Source organism: Barnesiella sp. B2-R-119 (assembly GCF_023656675.1).
Taxonomy (GTDB): domain Bacteria; phylum Bacteroidota; class Bacteroidia; order Bacteroidales; family Barnesiellaceae; genus Barnesiella; species Barnesiella intestinihominis.
The window spans coordinates 26,232-50,327 of record NZ_JAMOKL010000009.1; the positions used below are offsets into that span (position 1 = coordinate 26,232).

General features: G+C 45.3%; 22 protein-coding genes and 1 pseudogene. 18 read left to right on the forward strand and 5 right to left on the reverse strand.

Going from position 1 to position 24,096, the window contains the following annotated elements; genetic code table 11:
• Positions 1 to 584: 584 nt before the first annotated feature.
• The 18 genes from NBH06_RS13365 (at position 585) to NBH06_RS13450 (ending at position 15,363) form a co-directional block, all read left to right on the forward strand.
• The gene (locus NBH06_RS13365; protein ID WP_005794018.1) at positions 585 to 2,336 is read left to right on the forward strand and encodes a DUF3945 domain-containing protein; all 1,752 of its coding nucleotides are present in this window, start codon (positions 585 to 587) and stop codon (positions 2,334 to 2,336) included.
• A gap of 52 nt (positions 2,337 to 2,388) precedes the next feature.
• Complete coding sequence (locus NBH06_RS13370; RefSeq protein WP_005794016.1) at positions 2,389 to 2,643, forward strand: DUF4099 domain-containing protein; 255 nt, start codon at positions 2,389 to 2,391, stop codon at positions 2,641 to 2,643.
• A gap of 81 nt (positions 2,644 to 2,724) precedes the next feature.
• Positions 2,725 to 4,821: a type IA DNA topoisomerase gene (locus NBH06_RS13375; RefSeq protein ID WP_195664415.1), complete on the forward strand. Its 2,097-nt coding sequence runs from the start codon at positions 2,725 to 2,727 to the stop codon at positions 4,819 to 4,821.
• A 31-nt stretch (positions 4,822 to 4,852) separates the two neighbouring features.
• Entirely contained in the window at positions 4,853 to 5,005 is a 153-nt protein-coding gene (locus NBH06_RS13380; protein WP_250794782.1) for a hypothetical protein, read from the forward strand.
• Between the two features lie 12 nt (positions 5,006 to 5,017).
• The gene (locus NBH06_RS13385; protein ID WP_005794012.1) at positions 5,018 to 5,251 is read left to right on the forward strand and encodes a hypothetical protein; all 234 of its coding nucleotides are present in this window, start codon (positions 5,018 to 5,020) and stop codon (positions 5,249 to 5,251) included.
• A gap of 11 nt (positions 5,252 to 5,262) precedes the next feature.
• Positions 5,263 to 5,613, forward strand: coding sequence for a hypothetical protein (locus tag NBH06_RS13390; RefSeq protein WP_195664416.1), 351 nt, complete (start codon positions 5,263 to 5,265; stop codon positions 5,611 to 5,613).
• Positions 5,614 to 5,627: 14 nt separating this feature from the next.
• Positions 5,628 to 5,840, forward strand: coding sequence for a hypothetical protein (locus tag NBH06_RS13395; RefSeq protein WP_195664417.1), 213 nt, complete (start codon positions 5,628 to 5,630; stop codon positions 5,838 to 5,840).
• 45 nt (positions 5,841 to 5,885) lie between these two features.
• Positions 5,886 to 6,845 carry a PRTRC system protein E gene (locus NBH06_RS13400; RefSeq protein WP_195664418.1) on the forward strand — a complete coding sequence of 320 codons (960 nt, stop codon included), beginning with the start codon at positions 5,886 to 5,888 and terminating at the stop codon, positions 6,843 to 6,845.
• Positions 6,846 to 6,849: 4 nt separating this feature from the next.
• Positions 6,850 to 7,071 carry a PRTRC system protein C gene (locus NBH06_RS13405; RefSeq protein ID WP_025018924.1) on the forward strand — a complete coding sequence of 74 codons (222 nt, stop codon included), beginning with the start codon at positions 6,850 to 6,852 and terminating at the stop codon, positions 7,069 to 7,071.
• A 34-nt stretch (positions 7,072 to 7,105) separates the two neighbouring features.
• On the forward strand, positions 7,106 to 8,197 hold the full coding sequence (locus NBH06_RS13410; protein WP_195664419.1) for a hypothetical protein: 1,092 nt from the start codon (positions 7,106 to 7,108) through the stop codon (positions 8,195 to 8,197).
• 5 nt (positions 8,198 to 8,202) lie between these two features.
• Entirely contained in the window at positions 8,203 to 8,901 is a 699-nt protein-coding gene (locus NBH06_RS13415) for a prokaryotic E2 ligase family D protein (protein WP_195664420.1), read from the forward strand.
• Positions 8,898 to 9,686: a PRTRC system ThiF family protein gene (locus NBH06_RS13420; RefSeq protein ID WP_195664421.1), complete on the forward strand. Its 789-nt coding sequence runs from the start codon at positions 8,898 to 8,900 to the stop codon at positions 9,684 to 9,686. Before NBH06_RS13415 ends, NBH06_RS13420 begins: the two co-directional genes overlap by 4 nt.
• Positions 9,687 to 9,912: 226 nt before the next feature.
• The gene (locus NBH06_RS13425; RefSeq protein ID WP_195664422.1) at positions 9,913 to 12,222 is read left to right on the forward strand and encodes an ATP-binding protein; all 2,310 of its coding nucleotides are present in this window, start codon (positions 9,913 to 9,915) and stop codon (positions 12,220 to 12,222) included.
• Positions 12,191 to 13,501 (forward strand): sigma-54-dependent transcriptional regulator, encoded by a 1,311-nt coding sequence (locus NBH06_RS13430; RefSeq protein WP_195664423.1) that lies wholly within the window; start codon positions 12,191 to 12,193, stop codon positions 13,499 to 13,501. Before NBH06_RS13425 ends, NBH06_RS13430 begins: the two co-directional genes overlap by 32 nt.
• Positions 13,502 to 13,785: 284 nt before the next feature.
• A complete protein-coding gene (locus NBH06_RS13435) occupies positions 13,786 to 14,211 on the forward strand; it encodes a dihydrofolate reductase family protein (protein ID WP_057327245.1) in 426 nt (141 codons plus the stop codon).
• A 209-nt stretch (positions 14,212 to 14,420) separates the two neighbouring features.
• Entirely contained in the window at positions 14,421 to 14,738 is a 318-nt protein-coding gene (locus tag NBH06_RS13440) for a helix-turn-helix domain-containing protein (protein ID WP_057327233.1), read from the forward strand.
• A gap of 20 nt (positions 14,739 to 14,758) precedes the next feature.
• Positions 14,759 to 15,055 (forward strand): helix-turn-helix domain-containing protein, encoded by a 297-nt coding sequence (locus NBH06_RS13445; protein WP_005793990.1) that lies wholly within the window; start codon positions 14,759 to 14,761, stop codon positions 15,053 to 15,055.
• Positions 15,052 to 15,363, forward strand: a complete 312-nt coding sequence (locus tag NBH06_RS13450; protein ID WP_005793988.1) for a helix-turn-helix domain-containing protein — start codon at positions 15,052 to 15,054, stop codon at positions 15,361 to 15,363. The genes NBH06_RS13445 and NBH06_RS13450 overlap by 4 nt, the downstream gene beginning before the upstream one ends.
• Before the next feature lie 47 nt (positions 15,364 to 15,410).
• Here the strand turns inward: NBH06_RS13450 and NBH06_RS13455 are convergent, their stop codons facing one another.
• The 5 genes and pseudogenes from NBH06_RS13455 to cas9 form a co-directional block, all read right to left on the reverse strand.
• Positions 15,411 to 16,718 carry a site-specific integrase gene (locus NBH06_RS13455; protein ID WP_195664424.1) on the reverse strand — a complete coding sequence of 436 codons (1,308 nt, stop codon included), beginning with the start codon at positions 16,716 to 16,718 and terminating at the stop codon, positions 15,411 to 15,413.
• A gap of 20 nt (positions 16,719 to 16,738) precedes the next feature.
• Positions 16,739 to 17,962: a site-specific integrase gene (locus NBH06_RS13460; RefSeq protein ID WP_250794784.1), complete on the reverse strand. Its 1,224-nt coding sequence runs from the start codon at positions 17,960 to 17,962 to the stop codon at positions 16,739 to 16,741.
• Between the two features lie 682 nt (positions 17,963 to 18,644).
• Positions 18,645 to 18,976: pseudogene (gene cas2, locus NBH06_RS13465) on the reverse strand (CRISPR-associated endonuclease Cas2).
• A 5-nt stretch (positions 18,977 to 18,981) separates the two neighbouring features.
• On the reverse strand, positions 18,982 to 19,911 hold the full coding sequence (gene cas1 / locus NBH06_RS13470; protein ID WP_046416594.1) for a type II CRISPR-associated endonuclease Cas1: 930 nt from the start codon (positions 19,909 to 19,911) through the stop codon (positions 18,982 to 18,984).
• Positions 19,908 to 23,369, reverse strand: coding sequence for a type II CRISPR RNA-guided endonuclease Cas9 (gene cas9 / locus NBH06_RS13475; RefSeq protein ID WP_250794786.1), 3,462 nt, complete (start codon positions 23,367 to 23,369; stop codon positions 19,908 to 19,910). Before cas9 ends, cas1 begins: the two co-directional genes overlap by 4 nt.
• Between the last annotated feature and the right edge of the window lie 727 nt (positions 23,370 to 24,096).

Here is a 24,096-nt window from a genome sequence, read left to right on the forward strand (position 1 = left end):
AATACCTCCACGTTCAAGCCGAGGGTTTTCGGGCAAAAAATTCTCTGCGATAATTTTTCACCCGAAAAAACGCTCCGGTATCGCCGTCCGAGTTGAGACAGAGGTTGGGACTTAGCAAGCGAAGCGACCTACGACGCATAGTACAACAGGTCAAAAATCCATTGCGGTAAGATATGCCGCATCTCTATTCTCAACCTGACTGCCATATCTATATTCTCCTATAAGGTCTATCAACCACCGCCATCTTTTTAGTGCCCCAATTTTTAAGTGGGGACAAAAGCAGCTCAGCTCTCAACTCTGCATATTACAAAAGTTATTGCTTTTCGGTCATACACCGCTTCTTTCTCGCACATTTTTTTGCCTTCGTTTTTCGCTCTTTCCACCTCAGCTTTTGTGTGGAGCATTTTCCCTCTTTTCACCCTTCTTTTGCCCTTTTTCGTGTCTTTGCTTTCGTACCTGCTATGACAAGTGATGACATCTTATGACTTGTATAGTCTAACGACTTAAATGTCAATGTTTTATCAAATTTTGCTATATATATTTGCGGTGACAACATTAGTTATTAACGCTAAAAACTCACAGTTATGGCAAAGAAAAATGTAAGGGATGACCCCTCAAAAACACAAGTCACCGAGAACCCGCAGATGAGCGACATCGTGCTGGTCTTAGACAAGATGGAACTGCTCATTCAGGCGGTATCCGAAATCAACAAGAATGGCAAGTATTCCACCGTGCCGGCAGACAAAGAGCATCAGAACTCCTTTCTCAAGATTGACCGTTATGCGACCTTCTTCGAGAATTTCCTCAAGAACTTCTGGAGTCAGTTGAAAGACCCTACACACTTCGGTCTTTTCACGATGAAGGAGGAGGAGTTTGACAAACCCGAAGTCAAGCAGGCCATCGAAGACCTTGCCGAAGGTAAGAAAACAAAAGCTGTGGAAGAGTTTCTCAAAAAGTATGAGATAACCCCAAAAAACCAAACAGAACAGAGTATTAACAATCAAAATTCAGAAGAAATGGCAAAGAAAAATCAAACCCAGCAGCCCGTCGTTGAAGCTAACGACCAGCAGCAGAACAATCAGTATCGTTACAACGAGTCTATGATCAACTGGGACCAGTTGAAGAACTTCGGACTCTCACGTGAGTATCTTCAGGAGCGAGGACTCCTCGACTCAATGCTCAAAGGTTACAAGACCAACCAACTTGTACCTATCAACCTTAACTTCGGCTCTGCCGTACTGCGTACCGACGCACGCCTGTCGTTGCAGCAGTCCAACACAGGTGAGGTGGTACTCGCCATCCACGGTATCCGCAAGCAACCCGAATTGGAGCGTCCTTACTTCGGACACATCTTCTCGGAAGAGGACAAGAAGAACCTCCTCGAAACAGGCAATATGGGCCGAGTGGTGGAACTCAAAGGTCGCAACGGAGAGTATATCCCATCGTTCATCAGCCTTGACAAGATGACCAACGAGGTGGTGGCCATGCGTGCTGAGAATGTCTATATCCCTAACGAGATTAAGGGCGTGCAGCTCACCGACCAGGAGAAGAACGACCTGCGTGAGGGCAAGAAGGTCTATATCGAGGGCATGACCGCCAAGTCGGGCAACGAGTTCAACGCCCACATTCAGGTAAGTGCCGAGCGTAGAGGTATCGACTTCATCTTCGAGAACGACCGTATCTTCAACCGTACCGCTCTCGGTGGTGTGGAGCTTACCAAGCAGCAGATTGAAGACCTCAATGCAGGCAAGGCAATCTTCGTGGAGGATATGCAGCGTAAGGATGGCGAACTCTTCTCATCGTATGTGAAACTCGATGAGGCGACAGGACGACCTAACTACACACGTTACAATCCCGACTCGCCCGAGGGTGCAAGAGAAATCTACATCCCGAAGGAGATAGGCGGTGTGAAACTTACCGCTGAGGAGCAGAAAGACCTGCGTGAAGGTCGAGCCATCTTCCTCAATGATATGGTGAACAACCGTGGCGAGGAGTTCTCATCGTTCATCAAGGCAGACCTTGAGACGGGACGACTGATGTACTCTCGCACTCCCGACGGCTTTGAGGAGCGTGCCAAGTTCGAGATTCCGAAGGAGATCTTCGGTGCCAAGCTCTCCGGTCAGCAGCGTGCCGACCTTCAGAGCGGCAAGTCGGTACTCGTGGAGGGCATGAAGGGCTTCGATGGCAAGAGCATCTCGCAGTATGTCAAGCTGAACTCCAACCAGAACAAGCTCGACTTCTATAACGAGAATCCCGACCGAAACCGCAACGCATCACAGCGTAATGTGGTAGCCGAAAAACAGGAGAAGCGTCAGTCAAAGGGACAGAGCATCTAATCCATAACTCGGACAACTCAAATCAATGTATAACTCTAAAATGAATTTTAAGATGAACGATAAGAATAAAGCACCTTTCAAGGTGGAAGATGTAAACTGGGACGAGCTATCAGGTATCGGTATCCTCAAGGATGAACTCGAACAGGCCGGAGAGCTTGAGACACTGCTCCGAGGCGAGAAGACAGGTGTCGTATCGCTGAGCCTTGTACTCCTCGGTGTAGATGTGGTGATGGATGCCACTTTGCAGCTTGTACGCAAGAACGACTCTCCGCTGCTCGAAATCATCGGTATCAACCCCACGCAGTAACACGATTCCATTACTAACCTGACAGCCGTTTCCCGAACCGTAATCGGGACGGGAGACGGCTTCTTTAATTCCCGAATAATTATGATAGCAATTATAGCAGAAAAGCCGAGCGTAGGTCAGGACATCGCCCGCGTCATCGGTGCAACAGAGAAGAAGGATGGTTACATGGCAGGCAACGGTTATCTTGTAACCTGGGCATTGGGACACCTCGTTTCCCTCGCCATGCCATCGGCATACGGATACGGTAAGGCTTCGCATGAGGATTTGCCTATGCTCCCCGAACCATTCCAGCTTGTGGTAAGACAGATCAAGACCGACAGAGGTATGGTAACGGACATCGGTGCCGCCAAGCAGCTCAAGGTTATTGACGAGGTATTCAGCAAGTGCGACAGCATCATCGTGGCAACGGATGCAGGGCGTGAGGGTGAGCTTATCTTCCGATACATCTACCATTATCTCGGATATACTAAGCCCTTCAAGCGTCTTTGGATCTCCTCACTCACGGACGAGGCTATCCGTGCAGGTATGAGCAACCTCAAGGATGGCGAGGCTTACGATAGTCTCTACCACGCTGCCGACTGTCGTGCAAAGGCTGATTGGCTCGTGGGTATGAATGCCAGCCGTGCATTGGCTTTGGCTTCGGGTATGCCCAACAACTCCCTCGGACGAGTGCAGACACCTACGCTGGCGATGATATGCAGTCGCTACAAGGAGAATCGCGACTTCGTTTCCACACCTTATTGGCAACTGCACATCACCCTTGAGCATCTGGGCGAGTTCCGTCAGTTCGCACATATCGAGGACTTCAAGAGCAAGGAGCAGGCAGAGGCGGCACACGCACGATTCTCGCCCGACTCAACGGCACTCATCACGAAGGTGGAGCGCAAGCGCACCTACCAGCAGGCTCCGCTTCTGTACGACCTTACCACATTGCAGAAGGACTGCAACACGCATCACGATATGAGTGCGGAGAAAACCCTTTCTGTGGCACAGGCTCTCTATGAGAAGAAGTATATCTCATATCCGAGAACGGGTAGCAGATATATCTCGCACGATTTGATGGAGCAGGTCTATGATTCCCTTTGGAAGATTGCCACTATGCCCGAGTTCAAGGAGTATGGCAAGCGTTTCGACTTCGAGCATCTGAATATGCGTAGTGTAGATGATGACAAGGTGACGGATCACCACGCACTCATCATCACAGGCGTAGAGCCTGAGGAACTGAACACCCACGAGCAGATTGTCTATACGATGATTGCAGGGCGTATGCTTGAAGCGTTCTCGCCACGCTGCGAGAAGGAATCATTGGTAATGGAGGCGACTGCCGAGGATATGAAGTTCCGTTCACGCTCTACCACCATCGTCAATCCGGGCTGGCGTGCAGTCTTTGCCCGTAAGGAGGATGCCGAGAAGGACGAGACTGAAGCCAACAAGGGTACGGCACGCTTCGCCGAGGGTGAGCAGATACCCGTTACGGGCTATGGCACAGCACAGCGTAAGACTATGCCGAAACCTTTATACACTGAAGCGACACTCCTTGCCGCTATGGAGACTTGCGGCAGGAACATCACCGATGAGAAGGCTAAGGAGGCAATGAAGGAACTGGGTATCGGAACACCTGCCACACGAGCCGCCATCATCACGACACTCTTCAAGCGCGACTACATCGAGCGTTCAGGCAAAGCGCTTGTACCTACTGAGAAGGGACTCTATATCTACGAGGCAGTCAAGGATATGCAGGTTGCCAATGTGGAACTGACAGGCAGTTGGGAGAAGACGCTCCTTCAAATAGAGCAGCATACTTTGGAGACACGCTCCTTTATGCACTCCATCGAGAGTTTTACCTCGCAGGTAACACGCGAGGTACTAGGACTGAAATTCCCTGCACCCAAACAGCGTACCCTCCCTTGCCCCAAATGCGGTACAGGCAAAGTGATGATACGCCCGAAGGTCGCCAAGTGCGACAATCCGGATTGCGGTCTGCTTGTATTCCGCAAGGTACTGAACAAGGAGCTTAACGAGCAGCATCTAGAGCAGTTGCTCTCATCGGGAACAACCAAGCTGATCAAGGGATTCAAGGGAAAGAAAGGCAACTCCTTCGATGCCGCCGTAGCCTTTGACGATGAGTTCAATGTAACGCTGGCATTTCCCGACAAGAAGAGAGGTAAGAAAAGATGATGTCAGTCATCCCGATTCGTAGGCAAAGGTAGTGAACCGCCCTCATTCCACCCCGCAAGGTCGTGCCGCTGGCGGTTTCGGCAAAAATCATCCTCGCACGGCTGCGGTATTTTTCCCGAAAACCTTGCAGGTGGAGGCGATTCACATCCAAGCCCACGAAATCGGGAACGACTGTTCCCACTAAATAATATAGGATATGAAAACAAATGACCCGACCGTAAGAAAGAGAATGAAGTGGATAGGTATGATACTCTTAGCCGTAGTAGCAGCATTAGGTTTCAGCTATCTCTATACACGAGGTGTATCACCCGTATGGGCTGCGGTAGCCATCGTATGTTTCCCTGGCTTCTTCCGATTCATATACAAGATTGCCTGCATCGTAATGGCAGCATTAATCCTCTTTGCCATACTCAGTTTCTTGGTCTTCTAACTCTTAAAGCAATGAAAAGGTCTTGTCATCGACATACAACATATAAGCAGATATATTGCGATATGGGTTATGGGAGCTGTCCTTCTCGGACGGCTCTTTTTGTAGGTGGACGATTCAAGAATGAGGATATGAATGAAGAAAGGGATAGAGAAAATACCAGCCATTGGCAAGCCGATGAACTACAGGGCAAAGTTGGCCAATGCTTCTTATCGGACAGCAAGGTCGGGCCACAGGTGGTTTCGGAGAAAATCATCCTCGCCGTGCTGCGGTATTTTCCCCGAAAACCTTGCCTTACCGGAAGCATTAGCCTTAACGCCCTCGTAGTTCAACGGACTGCCAAAGTCCGAGTATTAACCATATAATAAAAGATAAAGCTATGAATCAAGCAATCATCGCAAGTGTACCGATGGCACCGATGCAGATGCCTGTGGTACGTAGAAGAAGAGTAACGGTCACTGAACCTGAAATCAAGTTGCCGCCAAGAGGCTCACGAGGTCCGGTACATATATCGGAGCTGCTCAATCCCATTCTGGAGATAAGCAAGCACCCTGACCGTAACAGACTGCTTGCAGAGTTCTTCAACCAGTGAACATCACAAGAAAATCAATCAGTATTAACATTAAATCATAAAGTTATGTTTTTCACATCAATTTCACAGATGATGACCGAGAGCGTAGATCTGACTCTGGTCATCCGCAAAGCGAACGGACAACTTACTGTATCAACACTGCCGAAGGCTAATGGGCTGAAAGATGAGGCTGCAAACCACATCATTCCGCTGACACTAACTGGTACTCCCGAAGAGATGGATGCAGAGTTCCTGCAACACATCATGCAGCCTATACGCAAGGCTACGGGACTTATCTCCAATTTGATGGAGTTCGAGAAGCAGGCAGACAAGGCCGCTGCCAACAGCAAGGCGGCAAAGGATGCCAAGGCTAAGGAGACCAAAGAGGAGAAGGAGAAGCGTGAGAAGTACGAGAAGCATATGAAGAAGGCAGAGGAGCTGATCACTGCCAAGAATCATAAGGATGCCATCACCGCACTTCAGCAGGCTCGTATGTATGCCACTGCCGACAAGCAGAAGGAGGTAGATGAGAAGATTGCCGCACAGAAGAAGGCGATGAACCAAGGCTCGCTCTTCGAGATGATGGAAGAGACTCCTGCACCTGCTCCACAAGTGGCACAACCGCAGAATGTGGCACCGCAATCTGCACAGCAGACTATACAGCCGCAGGCAGCACCACGACAGATGCCGCCACAGCCACAACAGACGGTAATGCGTCCCGTGCAGCAGCCGATACAGCGACCTGTTCAGCAACCTCCACAGCCTCAGTATGGCGGGCAGCCTATGTTCACCGTGCCACAAGGCGGTTATCCTCCTCAAAATGTAGGACAGCAGCATCCTCACTATCCGCAGGGTGAGATTCCGATGTTCCCACATCATGAAGAGCCTCCTATGCCTGAAGAGTTACAGCAGGCATATATGCACGAAGGCCCTGCATACCGCCCCGAGGATTATGAGGAATATCCCGACTTCCCTCAGTCAATGTTAGAAAATCATTATTCACAGGCATACGCCCAAACAGTTTAAGACTATGGCACTTTTAAGAAACGAAATGCAGCGATCATTCACCTTTAAGAAAGGTACAGAGATGATTACACTTCCTGATCCCAATCCGAACGACTCTCCGGAGAGTGTGATGAGCTTCTACTCGAACATCTATCCGGAACTGACCACCGCAACCGTACACGGCCCGACCATCAAGGATGACAAGGCTGTGTACGAGTTCAAGACAACCATCGGAACAAAAGGATGATAACTATGAGTAAGGACACTAAAAAGAAGAAGTCATGCAGACCATTGGACGAACATCAGTCGGAACAGCTCGCAAGGATGATAATCGCATCGACCAAGCGGGAGGTACGATACGGTGTGACAAGAGTAGAGAGAGTTACGGCGCCAACGGGTGCCGTAATTCTTTTCTAAAGACACCTATTCTTCCCATAGCACCACAGACTATTATGAGGGAGAGCTATTGTGGAAACAGTTATAACCTAATCACGCAGGAGAATTACGAATACCTGCGTGATTCTTATTTCCGCTATGCCGAATTGATGAATGTAAAGGCGGAGCATACGCCAGGCAGAACTATCGGTGAAGGTATTGTCAATCTCTACAATGAGATGAACGACCTCGTAAATAAAAGCGGTATGTATCTCAACCTCGAAGATGACAATGGCTGTCTATACTTCAATGTGTGGAACACACATACTTGGGGTGAGTACACACTGTACTACTTCCCTGTAAAGTTCGTGGAGGAACTGAATCCCACACTCAGACGCATTGTCATCACATTCTATCATAATTTTATGAAAGAGAACGGTATAACCACTATCAACGATGAGGATGATATGGACTGGGCTATGGATATGCTGACTGAAGGCTGCTATGAGGATGAAGATGCCAAAGAGAGGCGAGCGAGGGAAAAGCTCGTGAAATCATACAAGGATGGTAGAGCATATAAACTCCTCGACAGGGTGTGGCGAAAGTCCTATTACAAGAACCTGCCGAAAGCCATAGAAGAATATGAGTGTAAGAATGGCTTTGAACAAGGTCTTATCGAACTGCTGAGAAGAGGACTTGAGTTCATAAAGACGGATAAAGCCATCATGTACTATGGCTATGACCCGTTCTATGACGAGGAGCCCGATTATCTGCCGATGACACTCGAACAGCAGATAAGAGTTGTCTATGACAGCGATGATATAATGACGGAACACCTTATCGACTTCTATAATTCCTCCCGTCAGGAGTCATACGATATTATTCCTGCATCAACCTTTGCCGTCTCTCCAAAGACCGACAAGGTTTTTACACTTGAAGATACCTACCCCGAAAGGTTCTTCAAGTGGGCAGATGATTTTATTCACTACATACGATAATCACTATGGATACCAATAAACTTACCAAGCAGATAAATACAATGCTGCGCCCCCGTGCGGCATTGATAGCATACTCCACAGATGGAGGAGATACATACTTCCTTGAAGTAAGGAGCATAGATAATGAGGGAGCCATGAGCGAAGGCCGTCCCGTAACGGTGGACTTCATCAACGAACTGATAAAGGGGTATTCCGAAAGGCACAGCAGCACACCGCATGGTCGCATCCCAACAAATATGCTATGGAGTGATACTCGTAAGGGCTACGAGAAATATATCTGGTACAACCCGCCACAAAAGCGTATGATGTTCTTCAAGGAGTCGCTACATATTGAGAATGCCGAGTACAACCTGCCCGGTGTCATCTATGAGGTGCGCGATGAGCGTATGAATATCTACGCATACATAGACAAGGAGCTGAAGCCCGAAACGGAACTCTACGCTGCTCCGTTCTTCAATGTCACGGGTTCAAGCGTCTGTCTCGGCTCGGCAAAGATTGACAAGCCGACAGAGATTACCTACGACAAATTACTTGAGTATTGGGAGAAGAAATTCTGGCTCACGGAGTTCTCACATCTCGGAGGTAACGGAAATCCCACAAAGAGTAACCTTGTTCTCGTAACAAAGGCGGCAAAGGATGCTCCCTTCAACCTCGAAGAGTTAAAGCCTCTAAAGAATTTGAAACTTAAAGATATACTACGATGAAAAGAGTACATTATACCGACAGTTATCTGCTCGTACCACAACACCCCGTAACGGTAAACCTTATAGGTGGTGGAGGTACAGGCTCACAAGTATTGACAAACCTTGCACGATTGGATGTAACGTTTCGTGCCCTCGGACATCCGGGACTATTCGTAACACTATATGATCCCGATATTGTAACTGAAGCCAACATAGGACGACAACTCTTCGGGTATTCCGACTTGGGGCTGAATAAGGCGAATTGCCTGATAACACGCATCAACAACTTCTTCGGGAATGACTGGAAGGCTGTGCCGGCATTCTATCCCTCCAATATGAAAGATGTTCGACAGGAACATCTTGCCAATATAACCATAACCTGTACGGATAACATCAAATCACGAATAGACCTTTGGAATATCCTCAAGGCTGTGCCTGCGTGCAACTACACCAACTATCAGACACCTCTGTATTGGCTTGACTTAGGCAATACGCAAACATCGGGACAGGTCGTCTTAGGCAGTATTCCAAAGAAGATAAAGCAACCCACCTCACAAATTTATCAGACCGTACCGTCATTAAAGGTCATTACCAAACTTGTGAAGTATGCCCGAATCAAAGAAGAGGACTCTGGTCCGAGCTGTTCACTTGCCGAGGCATTGGAGAAGCAGGACTTGTTCATCAACTCCACATTGGCACAGCTTGGCTGCAATATCCTCTGGAAGATGTTCCGACATGGTATGATAGAGCATCACGGACTCTATCTTAACCTCAGTACGATGAAGGTCAATCCGATAATGGTATAATCAATAGTAGCTGTCATATTCACACAAATATGATGGCTTTTTTTATGCTATCGCCCACTTTTATAACAATATAGCCAACATTTTTAGCGTTTTATATTATGTCACAGCCTTGAACAGCTATTAAGAAATGATAAAGTCGCCTTAATTTTTTGCTTTATTAGTAATTTTGTGGCCAAGGCATATATGATAAACAGATCGGACTAACCCGACTTAAATATAGGACGCAATGAAAATAGAAAGGAAGATAGCCATTGGCTATACTATTATTGTCGCCCTAATTGGTGGTATCGTATATACGTACCTGCACGAGTGGCGACAGATGAACAGATTGGAGCGTGAAGTGAAAGAGATTCACCGACTCCGACAAAATGTACATGAAGCATACGTGCATATGCTCGACCTCACGATGTTCGGTGAGACGATCCTCGAATGGGAGGAGGCAGACACCGCACTCTACCGTGCCAAACGCATGGAGGTCGACAGCATTCTCTGCGAGTTCAAGAACTACTATTCGGGAGAACGAATAGATAGTCTGCGGCATCTGATGGCAGAGAAGGAAATCCAACTATTCAATATCTTCCAACTCTTTGAAAAACAGGTTGAACTTGGCGAAGAACTTGCCGAGCGTGTCCCCGTCATCGCTTATGAGAGTACGCAGGAGCCCCCGAAGAAGAAAGGTGGTTTCTTGGGACTCTTCAAGAAAAAGGAGAAGACTCCGCCTCAATCCACAACTTCCACGAAACTCTACACCCTCAATCGTGATGTCATCAGGAAACAGTCCGAGCAGAGCAGGCAACTATCCGAAACGGCAGATAGTCTGGCACAGCGTAATCTCAACATCAACCAACGTCTGAAGAGTCTAATTGCTGCAATGGATGAGCGTGTCACGACAGACCTGCAAGAGCGTGAGCAACAGATCATTGAGACCCGTGAACGGACAAAAGTATGGTTGGGAGGTATAACAGCCTTCATCTTCCTTGCTCTGCTGCTCTCATACATCGTAATTATGCGTGACTACGGGCGTAAAGAGCGTGGTCGCCGCAAATTGGAGGCAAGCAACTGCAAAAATGCCGAGTTGCTTGAAATGCGTAACAAGATCATCATGACCATATCGCACGATATCCGTGGCCCGCTCAACGGTATCAGCGGTAACGCAGAGCTGGCTATGGATATGAGGGACAAGAAGAGACGCAACCACAAGCTCAGGAACATTACCATTCTATGCAAGCATGTCCTGCACCTTGTAAATAACCTCCTTGATGTCTATCGTCTGGATGAAGCCAAGGAGACTCCGAATCCCGTTCCGTTCCACCTGTCCGAGTCGTTGGAGAGAATAGCCGACAGCGTATCACACCTGATAAAGGAGAAGGGACTGCAATTCAAGCATCGCAACACAAATACAAATGTCACGGTAAAGGGTGATAAGGACAAGATAGAGCGTATCATCAACAATCTCATCACCAATGCTGTCAAATTCACATCCGAGGGAAATGTATGTTTCAAGGCTTCGTATGAGAATGGCTGGCTGACAATGAAGGTAAGCGATACGGGAGTCGGCATCTCCGAAGATATGATGAAACGCATATATGTACCATTCGAGCGTGCTACAAATGAGAATAATGCCGATGGCTACGGTCTTGGTCTGCCTATCACCAAAGGTCTTGTCACTCTGCTTGGTGGAACGATTGAGGTGGAGAGCAAGCAAGGTGCAGGAACGATCTTCATTGTTAAATTGCCTCTGCCTGTAACCGATGAGAGTGTGGAAGAGGAAACGGTAATGGATGATATCTCGCATCACCTGCCTGGCAGCGTAATCACCATTGACGATGATACCTTGCAGTTGGAGGTAATCAAGGAGATGCTGGAGCGTAACGGTGTCTCGTGCAAGACCTGCATCAATGCCAAAGAACTCTTTGAGGAGATTAGAAATAAGGACTACGACCTTGTGCTGACCGACATTCAGATGCCCGACACCAATGGTTACAGAGTCTTGGAATTGTTGCGTAAATCACGCATAGGCAATTCCCGAACCGTACCGGTGGTGGCGATGACCGCCAGAGAGGATGGCGACAGACAGGCTCTGCTGGATGCTGGCTTTGACGGCTGTATCTTCAAGCCGTTCTCCATGGTAGACCTGCTGCAACACCTCGCCTCCGTAGTCAAGGAGAGGGAACAGAACGAAAGTGCTGATTTCTCCGGACTGCTTGCTGAGGTTACAGACAAAAGGAAGGTATTGAGATTACTGCTGGAGAGCTGTGAGAAGGATATGACGGATTTGAAGATTGCGATGACAACAGAGAAGGTGGAGTCCATGCGTAATGTCGTACATCGTATGATGCCGATGTGGGAGATGCTCTCAATGGAGAACACACTCCTTGCATACCGCAAGGCATTGAAGGAACAGGATAATGATATTCAGGCATTATTGGTACATACAGGACAGATTATAACCCACATAGAGCGTCTAATGGAGGATGCCCGTAAAGAGATAGAGAGAATAGCCGATGAAGAAACGGATACTGATAGTAGAGGATAATATAGCCCTCTCGCATATACAGAAAGACTGGCTGGAGCGTGAAGGATATTCAGTAGCTACGGCTATGAATGAGCCCTTTGCCCACAAACTGCTACGCAAGGAACAGTTCGACCTGATACTTTCAGATGTGCGTCTGCCACAAGGCGACGGCATACACCTCCTTGAATGGATTGGCAAGGAGAAGATGGATATTCCATTTGTGATAATGACCGAATATACCTCCATTACCGATGCTGTCAAGGCTATCAAGATAGGTGCAAAAGATTATCTTTCCAAGCCTGTATATCACGAGCAGCTGGTGGAGATGGTCAAGGAACTGCTGAAGCCCATAGCAACGATGCGCAGCAAGGAGAAGGAACTATTCAAGCGTATAAGTCCAAAGGCAAGGGAGGCGGAGCATCTTGCCGAAATCGTTGCCTCATCGGACATAACGGTATTGATACTCGGAGCCAATGGTACGGGTAAAGAGTCCATCGCCCGAAGCATTCACTTCCACAGCACCCGTAAGGATATGCCTTTCGTGGCGGTGAACTGCGGAGCGATACCTCGTGAACTTGCCGCCTCGATGTTCTTCGGACATACGAAAGGAGCATTTACGGGTGCAGACACTGATAAGGGAGGTTACTTCGATGCCGCCAAAGGTGGTACGCTATTCCTTGATGAGATAGGCACTTTGCCATTTGAAATGCAATCCTCATTGCTTCGTGTATTGCAGGAGGGGACATTCATGCCTGTCGGCTCAAGCAGGGAGCGTGTGGCAGATGTGCGTATCGTTGCCGCCACCAACGAGAATATGGAGAAGGCTATTGCTGACGGTCGTTTCCGTGAGGATCTGTATCACCGTTTAGGTGAGTTTGAGATACACCAACCATCACTATGTGAATGTCCCGAAGATATACTCCCGCTTGCCAACTTCTTCCGCGAGAAATATTCGGCGGAGCTTCATAGGAAAAGAACGGGCTTCACGGCTGAAGCGGAACGGTTGTTGCTCTCACACTCCTGGTCAGGTAACATCAGGGAGTTGCAGAACAAGATTAGACGAGCGGTATTGATGGCCAAAGATACGCTCATTGACTATGCGGATTTGAACATTACTCCTGCAATACAAACAGATGCTTCGGAGGCTCCACTGCTTCCGTTAAAGGACGAGGAACTGGAGAAACAGAGCATCATCAGAGCCTTGCAGTCGTGTGGTGGTGTTAAGACAAAAGCGGCTCAAATGCTCAATGTAGACTCATCTACACTATACCGTAAGATGAAAAAGTACGGCATAAAATGATGATTGTGGGGGTAATATGAACCGCGTATCGGCAAAAAGTTGTATCTTTGAGCCGTAAAATTGAAATATCGTGACAGAACATTAATGGTCTCTGTCCGTTTACATAACATAAGTTCGCAAGAATCCTAAACAGAAATCTGGCAGTGGAAGTTAAAGTGATGAATTGCGTAATGCTTATGCTATGCGTATGCATAGCGTGGCATCGCGTGTATCACTTTGGGCTTGCCAGAGCCTCTGTTTAGATGCGTGATGACCACGCTTCTTTTTTGAACGGAGGTAACGATATGGCAAAGATTCAGATCATAACAGCAGTGACAATGGACGGCTTTCTTCCGAAAGCTGACGAGAACCTGATGCAGTGGGTGTTGAACGACTCAAAGGGTTTTCCTTATTGGCACGAGCGTAGCATCTACCGTCTTGTACCAAACTATCCGTTGCTTGACCTGCTTGCTGAAAGAGACTCCGACAAGAACAGATCCGACATCTACATCGCTGAAATATCCGACACGCAGAGCATAGAGTTTATGCGTGGACTATCACGCTACAACCTTATTGATGAGATGGTCGTCTATACTCTGCCACTTATTCTCGGCAAAGGTACACCCGTATTCGATGACCTTACTCCGAGCCGTTGGAATGTTCATAAGACCACAACCTTCCCTAACGGAATAACACGCATCATCTATCGCAACTCTTGCATTTTGCAATAGCAGATTGCGAAAAAGTCTTGCATTTTGCAATACTTTAAAAAGCCCCGATTTTTACGCTGAAAATTTTTATTTCACTGATACACAATGCTGTATCGGTGTCTTTTTATGTCATTTCATGTCGTTGGCACGCCAAATGCCCTTTAGATAGTATAACCTGTTGCGCAACACGGTGTAGTAACCCGATTATTTACACTTAAACAGATTATACGATGTTACAGATAAATAATGAAACCGCCCATGCGATGTTCTACAAACTGATGGAACGCTTCGATAAGATTGAGAAGATGCTGGAGCGACAGAACAAGATGAAGGAGTGTCTCGATGGCGATACCCTGCTGGATAACTACGACCTGAGCAAACTGCTTGGCGTGACTCACCGTACCCTTGCTCGCTACCGCCAGAAGAAACTTATCCGCTACTATATGATTGACGGACGCACATACTACAAGGCTTCCGAGGTCAAGGACTTCTTCGAGCAGAAGGGCTTGCCACTTCCGGCAAGCATGAGAAATAATCCCAATGTCTAACCTCAAAACAAGTATGGAATATGGAAATCGTATGTATAGATAAGAAGGCATTTGATGAGATATGCAGCCACTTCAACGAGTTTGAGGATAGAGTGAACAGACTATGCCGACCTAATCAGGATCTTGGCCTAAAGAACTGGATGGATAACCAGGATGTGTGTCAGATACTCCGCATCTCGAAACGAACACTGCAAGTGTACCGAGAGAAGGGCTTGATACCGTTTGCACGCATAAAGCACAAGATATTCTACAAACCCGAGGATATTCAGAGATTCATTGACAGCACTTATCACCCCATTAAAAAGAAAAGACCATGAGCAGCTTTTTTATAGACAAGACTGACCCGCATATCGCGGAGATACTTGAGCGTTTGAGACGAGTAAACAAAATTCTTCAAAAGACGGAGACTCTGGTACAACCTACATTGAACAATGAGAGGTTTCTGACTGATGAGGAACTCTCCAAGATACTCAGAGTGAGCCGCCGCACATTGCAGGAGTATCGCTCGGCAGGTGCAATACCTTACTACCTTGTTCAGGGCAAAGCTCTTTACAAGGAGTCTGAGATTGAAAAGATTCTCAATGATTCCCATAAACGCTGCGTAGAGGAACAGCGATGGGTATGACCCTAAACAATAGCAACGACCCCGATTTGAGGCCGTTGCTATTGTTTTTATACTGTTGTCCGCTTCCATTTGATACATCTCTCAAACTTCAGACCCTCATCTGCGAGTTCTATCTTCTTGTCTGCTGTAACCTCACGCAAGCGTTTCATATCCTCATCAACCTTCTTATCCGTAACATGGGCATAAATCTGTGTGGTGGTGATGGAGGTATGTCCCATCATCTTACTTACCGTCTCAATAGGTACACCCAGCGATAAAGTAATATGCGTTCCGAAATTATGACGAGCTTTGTGGTAGGTAATATGAAAGCCATACACCTCACTCAACTCCTGCATTAGCATTGACATATAGTTTCGATCCCAGGTATTGAATACCTTATCACTTTGCCGCTCATGCTTGTACTTTTCGATAATCCGAAGTGGTATATCCAACAGACGAATAGATGATAGTGTGTCAGTCTTCTTACGCTTGATGTGTATCCACCAGCTGCCATCTTCTGCCTGTGTTATATCGTTCACGGATAACCGTCTTAAATCAGCGTATGCCAATCCTGTAAAAGTCGAGAAGATAAACCAATCGCGTACCCGTTGCAATTGAGGCTTATCTACAGGCGTTGACATCAAGGTTTTAAGATCCTCCAACTTCATATGTCGGCTCTTGCGCTTAGGCAACGGTGGATGTAGTCGACAGTAAGGATCTCTACGCAAAGTGCCTTGACTGACGGCTCGCATTGTCATCTTTTTCAGTCTATACAAATGTTCGTGTACCGTCTTGGGACTTAGACGACAATCGCTTTGCAGGAATATCTCAAAGTCGTCATAGAACACCTTGTCAAGGCTTCGCAATGTGACATCTTCCACACCTCGTTTCTCCTGAATAAACGCTGCAAGGTGCTTGTATGAGCGTTGATAACAATCGTAGGTCTCCTTGATTCTATCCACGCCAACACGCTTCTTGAACTCCTCGTTATGTTCACGGAAGAGGGCAAGCAATGTTACAGGCTTTTGGCCGATACCCTTGACTGCGTTCTTGACAAGTTCTGCGGTAACAAAGCCTAAACTCTTCTTGATATGATTATAGTGTTCGGTTATCCCCTTGGTAAGTTCGTCAATGGCTCTGTTTACCGTTACGGCATTTTCGCTACGACCATCGGCACGACCCTTATCGGGATTCCAGATAGAAGGATTCACCGATACTTTCGTACCGATTTGTTCCCATTCAGCATCAATGCTAACTTTACACAATAGTTGGCACATACCATCCTTGCGTACTTTCGTGCGGTTGATGTAGAACAATATGGCGAAGGTACTGCGACGCTTCGTGTTCTGATTCTCTGTATTCTTGTCTGTTCTCATATTTAGTCGCTTTAATGGTTTCAAATGGCGATTGTAAAGCGTTCACTAATCTTGCTGTCGAGCCTTTTAGTGTCAGCATCAATCTTTTCATCGGTTACTTTGGCATAAATCTGAGTGGTATCCACCCGTGTATGTCCCAGCATCTTGCTGACCGTTTCCAATGGTACACCATGCGAGAGAGTAATCTCTGTAGCGTATGTATGTCTGGCCGCATGAAAGACGATTCTACGGTTGATACCGCATATTGCGGCAATCTTTTTTAGGGAAAGATTTACGTCTGAATTGCTGTACATAGGCAACAGCTTTCCATTGGGCTCTACATCACGATACTTATTAAGTATATGTAAGGGAACCTCAAGGAGCGGAACCTCATACTCGACCTTGGTCTTTTTACGGGAGGTCCGTATCCAGAGCGTGCCGTTTTCATCCGTTACCAAATCTTCTTTGGTCAACATACACATATCTCCATAAGATATTCCGGTGTAGCAGGAGAACAAGAATAAATCTCTGACGATGTAAAGTCTTGCATTATGCAATGGTGTTGTCATAATCAACTCTAATTCCTCTGCCGTGAGATACTTCTGTTCACGCTGTGGGCGTTCAGGCTCGTAACCCCAGAATGGATTGAAAGTAAGAATACCATCTGCTACGGCTTCATTGATAATGGTTCTAAAAGAGGTTGTAAGATGGACTATCGTACCAAGAGCCAAATGGCAGTCTGTTCGTAAGTGAAGATCATATTTCTCAATAAACGAACGATCGAGTGCCGTAAAGGGAATATCTGGCAGTTTGTATTTCTCATTGAGGAATTTCTCTACATGCATATAGGCATACTTGTAAGCACGAAGAGAACCTGCGACACGATTCACACCTACACGTTTCTCGAAGTTCTTGATAAAGGCGCGGAAATAACTCATCAAGGTCTGCTGCCTCGAAGCCATACCCAAAAGCAGGCACTTGACATCTTCGGCACTTACTCCTTCTCGTATTGCCGATTGTTCTTGATAGATATGTAGAGCCGAGGCTCTGATCTCGTCTAACTGACGGTTGATTTCGCGTGCTGCGACACTCTTGCCCGTAGCACGACCTGAGTGCCACATTGTATGTGGCACAGACATCTTAACGCTGAATGCCGCTTCTGAATACTTGCCGACATTCAACCTTGCCATTACGGGGCAGTTCCCTTTGGCATCTGCTTCGCTCTTTTTGAGGTAGAACGACACCTTTACATCTGCCTGATTCATAACTCATTTCTTTGGTTGCAAAAATAAATTTTACAGAGTTAATGAACGGCATGTAGAACATAGCGGAACAAGGCAACAAGTACTTGACAATTAATCTCATTCCCGTATTTTTCTTCCAACGAGAAAAAATGATTACCTTTTTCAGTGCAATGATAGAAAAAACAAGCGTTCTTTGTGGCTGTTGTAGGGTATGTGCAAGAGATTAAAGATGCTGTTTCTACCAACTTTCCCTTCCATAAAAAGGCAACGGATAGGTAGCATTTCTTTCTCTAATACCCACCATATACGGCTCCTTCTGCCGAAATTAACAATATGGTGAGGTAACACAAAAATGGTATATGTACCAACCACTTATCAAATTTCACCCTTATCCTGCCATTATTACGCAAGTTCTTTGTATCTTTGACACATTAAATACAGCTTTAGCGTCAGGACGTACGCAGTACGGCGGTTGTGATTCGCTTTCAAATTTGTATCTTTGACACATTAAATACAGCTTCGGAAATGTAACTGCAAGGACAAGCATAGTTGTGATTCGCTTTCAAATTTGTATCTTTGACACATTAAATACAGCACAATTTGTATAGCAATTTAATAGTCAAACAATTACAAAATCAATTAGAATTAAAAATTAAAGCTGTATTTTATCAAAAAGTCGGTTAAAAAACCGGCTTTTTGTTTTTCAAAAGAGTTCGAGTTGTTGAGGTAAAACCTGTGGCTTTACCTCTTTTTCCCATAGAAAATTTCCATCATACCGAATTGTTTATCAGTAACACAGAGAATACCTACTTTTCCAAACGGCGGTAAAGAAAGCTTCACCCGGCGGATATGTACATCGGCATTCTCCCGACTAGGACAATGCCGTACATAAATGGAAAATTGGAACATAGTAAACCCATCTTGTAACAGTTTCTTACGGAAGTCGGCATATAATTTACGTTCCCGTTTCGACTCTGTTGGCAAATCGAAAAATACCAATACCCACATAATACGATATTCGCTGAATCTATCCATATTAATTATAATTCTGGATAGATGATTTTACGTAACTCCCCGTTAAAACATTTGTATAAAGAGGCGGTAGTTTGGGCGACTGCGACCATCAAAGGACTACGCCGCCCTTGAATGCCTACCTCTACCACTGGTAAAGACAATAGCTTTGCTTTCAATTCGGTCGTTAACATCGAATAGTCTTTTCCACTTTCCATGATTTCACAGACCAAGCCATCGACATAGGGGCGATAAGGCTCCATCACATCATCGGCCAAACAATATGCATTATAACGATTATGATGATGTATGCCCAAGGTAGGTAACAACCCGCTAATAACGAGCGACCGGGCGACAACAGCCCGAAGAATGGCATAACCATAATTGAGTAAATTGTTGGGAGGATCACCGTCTCTGTCTCTGCGAAAACTATCGAGGTGAGGGAATATACTCGACCAATAATAGGCGGCAGCCCGTGCCTCTATATTATCGATGTCTCCACTACGGACTTCGCCCACCCATGCCCGCATATTTTTGGCTACAATTCCCCGACTCTCCAAAATTGCAGCTTGATTGGCAATCTTTTGCTGCACTGTCTGTTGCCAAAGTTGCTTTTTCAAAGGTAACGAAGCATTAAGTTGGTCTCGGAACCGTTCGTTTTGTGTCGTGTTCCCACAAAGGGGTAGTACGAGTCCCACAGGCAAACGACTTTTATCGCAAGTGATAATAGCGCAATTATTTTCGAGAAGGGCTTCGAGCAATCCTTGTGTGATTGTTATCTGCGAATGATCGAGTACGACCACTCCTATATCTTCGATAGGAATCGTCCGCTCCGCCGCCTTTTTGAAAGTATCGGGTAATGTGTCGTTATTCGACACTTCTGGCAGACGCAGTACTAGCTGGGCATTGCGCAAACTCAGATACGAGGGATTCCCAAAATATAATGTGCGTTTGATCATGATATTTCCTTTATTTCACCCAAAACTGAGATATGCACCTTATGAGGATTTAATCCCAATAACGACTTTATACTCACCCTTTTTAGTTTTCCCATCTGCCTAGACAATTCCAAATTGAGCTTTCCATCGTACTTATCTTCGACAGAAGTTTCTGTATGATACCTAAAATTATAATCACCTTTACTTAATTTTTGTACTCGATAAAGATATTTGTTCAATAATGCATAGTCTTGTTGATCCATAGCATAACGATAATCTTCCTCATTCATTCCTAAAATAAACATCTCATTTTGCTGCAATGAAAGAACAAATTGCCATTTTACATCAGGTAAGGATTCTAAAACGTTTTCAGATATATCGTTTCGCTGAAGTATATTATCCCAAATAGTATCTGGTTGAGTGACAATAGCCGGTATACCTACCCGACAGCGATCCACTGCTTCCCAAAATGTAACGGTTCGTTCCTTATACTTGCCATCTTCATCTCTATAAATAGCAACATGATGATTGTTCCCCGGATTGACCCAAGCAACAGGATTTCCCTTATCATCTTTTTTGAGTGGAACTAACGTATTAATCGCCGGCTTCGCAAAACAACGAACCGTGCGAATTGGAATACGACACTCCTTATCTATATATACAGGTTTAGCAAACGCCTCTTTGGGATTATCATTATATTGAGCAAGCCTACCGGAAAGGATTCTATGAATACGCTTGTCCACAACTTTTTCCTTATCCAACATTTCCCGATTAATCGAGGTTATCGGATACTTCATTACAGCACGCTGCTTTTGTATAACATGACCTAGCTCATCTTTCTCCCACACATAAATTACGCCATATACACTCTCTTCGCTCAACGCACCTCGTGGAATTAAAACTGACTGGACGGAAATACGTTTTCGGTTCTTACGAATATATCGCTTGCCGGGAGTCACCGCACGCTTACCGGCTCTAAACGACACTAATATTCTATCAACAGCCTCACGGACTTGTGCAACTGAGAAATGAGGTTGTGACTGTATATAACGTTCCAAACTCATTTTGTCGAAATCCGGTCCTTCTTCTGCTCTCAAATTATTCAGACGCTGAATATACGCCTGTTTGGTACAGGCAATCGTAAGTGCATCAATGGCATGGTGGCGATGATCGAATCTCTTACTCCAATCCTTTATTTGCTCTCTCCTAATGACACTGCCCCTATGGTTTACCTCTATTACCTCGGTTAAACCCACTTTCTTATATCGGTCAAAATTAAGATCGTGTAATACGGTATCCCAGCCCCAAACATGTCGCAAGAAACTGGTAACCGAACCACTCGTAGCCGTCACATTATAACAAACCGATGTCAGAATCTCTTTGGCTTTCCTTGCTATATACTGACTCTCTCGTAATTGTCGATCTATGAAATCGGTAGAAATTTTATCGACTGGGGTTAATAAATTTTGCAACTTGGTCTTGCTGATTTGATTGTTTGTGTACATTGTGTTAACTCGTTCGACATAGTCGGACAGGGCTTTTTCGCCTTTTGATTTCATATAATCATATGCAGTGCGATTATTTTTCTCTTTATTACAGCTACGACAAGAACAAACTTTATTTGCAAAACTATCGTCGAAATACAATGATTTAGGAATAATATGTTCTACCTCGACATCAAATCCTCGCAAAAAATCCCCCACATCTACCGGTTGCCCGCAATAGATACAACAGTGTTTCGATTCCTCCCACATTTTATATTTCTGTATGCGAGATCGAGTTGGCACACCATATTCAACTATACGTTTAGCAATTTGCTCATTTTCCCTTTGATTCTTATTTATACTTTTATATGTATTAGAACGTTCTTCTTTACTTTGTTTCAATTCACGAGCCAACTCCACACGGATCTCATCGAATCGTCCATATTTTTCCATAAGCGCATTCACCACATTAACCATTTGATTGAGAATCTTCTCAACCACTGGTTGCCGAAGCTCGTTCTTTTTAATCGCCGGTAATCTATCCAGCAAAGCGTGCGCCTCATTTTCAGCCTTTGTATAGTTATTGCTATGGGTATACCCAGCAGCCTCACAAGCTTCTGCATAGTTCATGCCTAACTGCAAAAATGGCAATATGCGACGTATAGCCTTGCTCGATTTATTTCCAAAACCAGCTTTCACCAAATCGATAGCGCTCAGTCGTTCTAAAACCTCGTCATCATCAATTCCGAATTTCTGTCGCAACACCGACTGTAACTGCTCCCGATCGTCAATCGAATACAATACATGCCACAGCCGATAAAGCGGTTCCTGCTCAAACGACAGACTAATCATGGGAATAATCTCACCCGTTTCAGTATTAACCATCGACGAAGATTCCTCTTGAAGATTAAATTGCAACAATCTTTTCTTATCAGGATAATTGCCCAAAGCTCGTTCGATTTCCACTCGGGTTTTGTTCCCTTGTATTCCAGTCTTAAACTGCTCACCCAACCGGTAACCATACGTCTTGGACAAACCCAACAGTTTCAAGAGATCGCTACCTTTGAGTTTCTCGTGAGTATTCAAAAAATCAAACAAAGCTGCTCTTTGCTCCGCCGAAATAAAAACAATTTCATTCCGACGGTCCTTGACTACAATATTATTGATACTCTCCCACAAACGGCATACTTGAAACAATGGAGAAGTGCGCGGTGCTACCTTAGGGCCAGCTTCGGTCTTTTTACCGGCCGCATTCAGATAGAAACGCTTTTCAAATTCACAGCGCGACACCAAGTATTTGCACGACTTTAACGGTCGTTGGTAATATATAATCTCATCTCTAATACATCTGATTGTCTCATCAGTCAATATATCGGGATAAAATTTTCTTTGACAATTCATAATACAATCAAACTCCTCGACATAAGCCTGACGGGGATATACTTGTTCTTTACAACGAAAAAAAGCATTTTCTGTCAGTCTTCGAAAAAATAATTCCCCAATAGTCAGTCTCATCTCTTTCAATTCATCATAACGGGTTTTAACAGTTTTTACATAATCGGTTATTTTCTTATCACCCGAAAAATCACTTTTTATTGACTTATATCCACGTTTTTGATTCAAATGTAACAAAACTCTCCCCAACTCGTTCAACTCGATTCGTTGCGTAACAGCCTTTGCCCTTAATCCCCACAATTGAAGTTTAGGCAAATGAGATAAAGAGTCATCGGGTAACATTCCTAATGTATCCAACTTATTCCTTAACAATGTGCGACGCAATTGATACCTGTCATATCCTTTACGTTGAGTCCTTTTTTGAGTCCTCTGTGAATTTATAGACACCCCATTTCCTTGTGTAAAAGAAGATAGTTCTGCGGCTGTAAGCGATACAACTCGGCTACCCATAGCTACCAACTCCTGTTCTTCTGAATTTTCTCTTATAACAGCCCAACCTATACTCGATGAACCTAAATCTAATCCTAAGATGTTTTTCATGCCTACTATATATTTTATGGTATTATTATATTTAATATGTAAACATAAAAAAATTTATCGAAAAATACAATAGTATAAAAAAATTATATGTATATTTGTCAACACAAATTTGAAAGCAAATCACAATAAGGATTATTCCGTTGTGAAAACATTTGGAAGGGGGAGTATTCATACTCCTCGTTCTTTTTTATATATCTCTATTTTATCAAAAGCTTTTTAAGAATATCTCCGTCCCCAACCCAAAATCCCATTCGCAAAATTATAATCACTGCTGTCATACCCTTCTCCAAACGATTTCCTTTAAGGATATTAATCTATATATTAGATATTATCAAAGGGTTATTAACCGAAAATCAGGGGTATGGAGTAGCGTCGGGAACGACGGGAAAAGACCGAAGAAACCACCGTTTCTTCGGGGTAGAGGTGAAAAGATAGGAAAGGATTTTTGTTTGTATATTTAACCCCTCCGTCCTTTGGACAGCTCCCCTATATTTTGCTGCGGGACACGGCTGGGGGAGAGGGGTAAAAGTGTCGCTTTGAACAGCTTTTTACCTTTTCGGAACTTTGGGGGCGTTCATGTGTCTCTCCTGCCTTGCCTCGTTGTGAGTCCTATATACAAAAAGAGAAAGCCGAAGGGGTTCCCCTCTCCGGCTTTCTCTCCTATAAGTTGGCGGCTACCTACTCTCCCACTTGCGCAGTACCATCGGCGTGGCGGGGCTTAACTTCT

Excerpts from the sequence above, each read along its gene's own strand:
- NBH06_RS13420 (WP_195664421.1), top strand. The coding sequence starts at position 8,898 with ATGAAAAGAGTACATTATACCGACAGTTATCTGCTCGTACCACAACAC.
- NBH06_RS13400 (WP_195664418.1), top strand. The coding sequence starts at position 5,886 with ATGTTTTTCACATCAATTTCACAGATGATGACCGAGAGCGTAGATCTG.
- NBH06_RS13405 (WP_025018924.1), top strand. The coding sequence starts at position 6,850 with ATGGCACTTTTAAGAAACGAAATGCAGCGATCATTCACCTTTAAGAAA.
- NBH06_RS13430 (WP_195664423.1), top strand. The coding sequence starts at position 12,191 with ATGAAGAAACGGATACTGATAGTAGAGGATAATATAGCCCTCTCGCAT.
- cas1 (WP_046416594.1), bottom strand. The coding sequence starts at position 19,911 with ATGATCAAACGCACATTATATTTTGGGAATCCCTCGTATCTGAGTTTG.
- cas9 (WP_250794786.1), bottom strand. The coding sequence starts at position 23,369 with ATGAAAAACATCTTAGGATTAGATTTAGGTTCATCGAGTATAGGTTGG.
- NBH06_RS13440 (WP_057327233.1), top strand. The coding sequence starts at position 14,421 with ATGTTACAGATAAATAATGAAACCGCCCATGCGATGTTCTACAAACTG.
- NBH06_RS13415 (WP_195664420.1), top strand. The coding sequence starts at position 8,203 with ATGGATACCAATAAACTTACCAAGCAGATAAATACAATGCTGCGCCCC.
- NBH06_RS13385 (WP_005794012.1), top strand. The coding sequence starts at position 5,018 with ATGAAAACAAATGACCCGACCGTAAGAAAGAGAATGAAGTGGATAGGT.
- NBH06_RS13410 (WP_195664419.1), top strand. The coding sequence starts at position 7,106 with ATGCAGACCATTGGACGAACATCAGTCGGAACAGCTCGCAAGGATGAT.
- NBH06_RS13365 (WP_005794018.1), top strand. The coding sequence starts at position 585 with ATGGCAAAGAAAAATGTAAGGGATGACCCCTCAAAAACACAAGTCACC.
- NBH06_RS13435 (WP_057327245.1), top strand. The coding sequence starts at position 13,786 with ATGGCAAAGATTCAGATCATAACAGCAGTGACAATGGACGGCTTTCTT.
- NBH06_RS13450 (WP_005793988.1), top strand. The coding sequence starts at position 15,052 with ATGAGCAGCTTTTTTATAGACAAGACTGACCCGCATATCGCGGAGATA.
- NBH06_RS13390 (WP_195664416.1), top strand. The coding sequence starts at position 5,263 with ATGAAAAGGTCTTGTCATCGACATACAACATATAAGCAGATATATTGC.
- NBH06_RS13370 (WP_005794016.1), top strand. The coding sequence starts at position 2,389 with ATGAACGATAAGAATAAAGCACCTTTCAAGGTGGAAGATGTAAACTGG.
- NBH06_RS13425 (WP_195664422.1), top strand. The coding sequence starts at position 9,913 with ATGAAAATAGAAAGGAAGATAGCCATTGGCTATACTATTATTGTCGCC.
- NBH06_RS13395 (WP_195664417.1), top strand. The coding sequence starts at position 5,628 with ATGAATCAAGCAATCATCGCAAGTGTACCGATGGCACCGATGCAGATG.
- NBH06_RS13460 (WP_250794784.1), bottom strand. The coding sequence starts at position 17,962 with ATGAATCAGGCAGATGTAAAGGTGTCGTTCTACCTCAAAAAGAGCGAA.
- NBH06_RS13375 (WP_195664415.1), top strand. The coding sequence starts at position 2,725 with ATGATAGCAATTATAGCAGAAAAGCCGAGCGTAGGTCAGGACATCGCC.
- NBH06_RS13445 (WP_005793990.1), top strand. The coding sequence starts at position 14,759 with ATGGAAATCGTATGTATAGATAAGAAGGCATTTGATGAGATATGCAGC.
- NBH06_RS13455 (WP_195664424.1), bottom strand. The coding sequence starts at position 16,718 with ATGAGAACAGACAAGAATACAGAGAATCAGAACACGAAGCGTCGCAGT.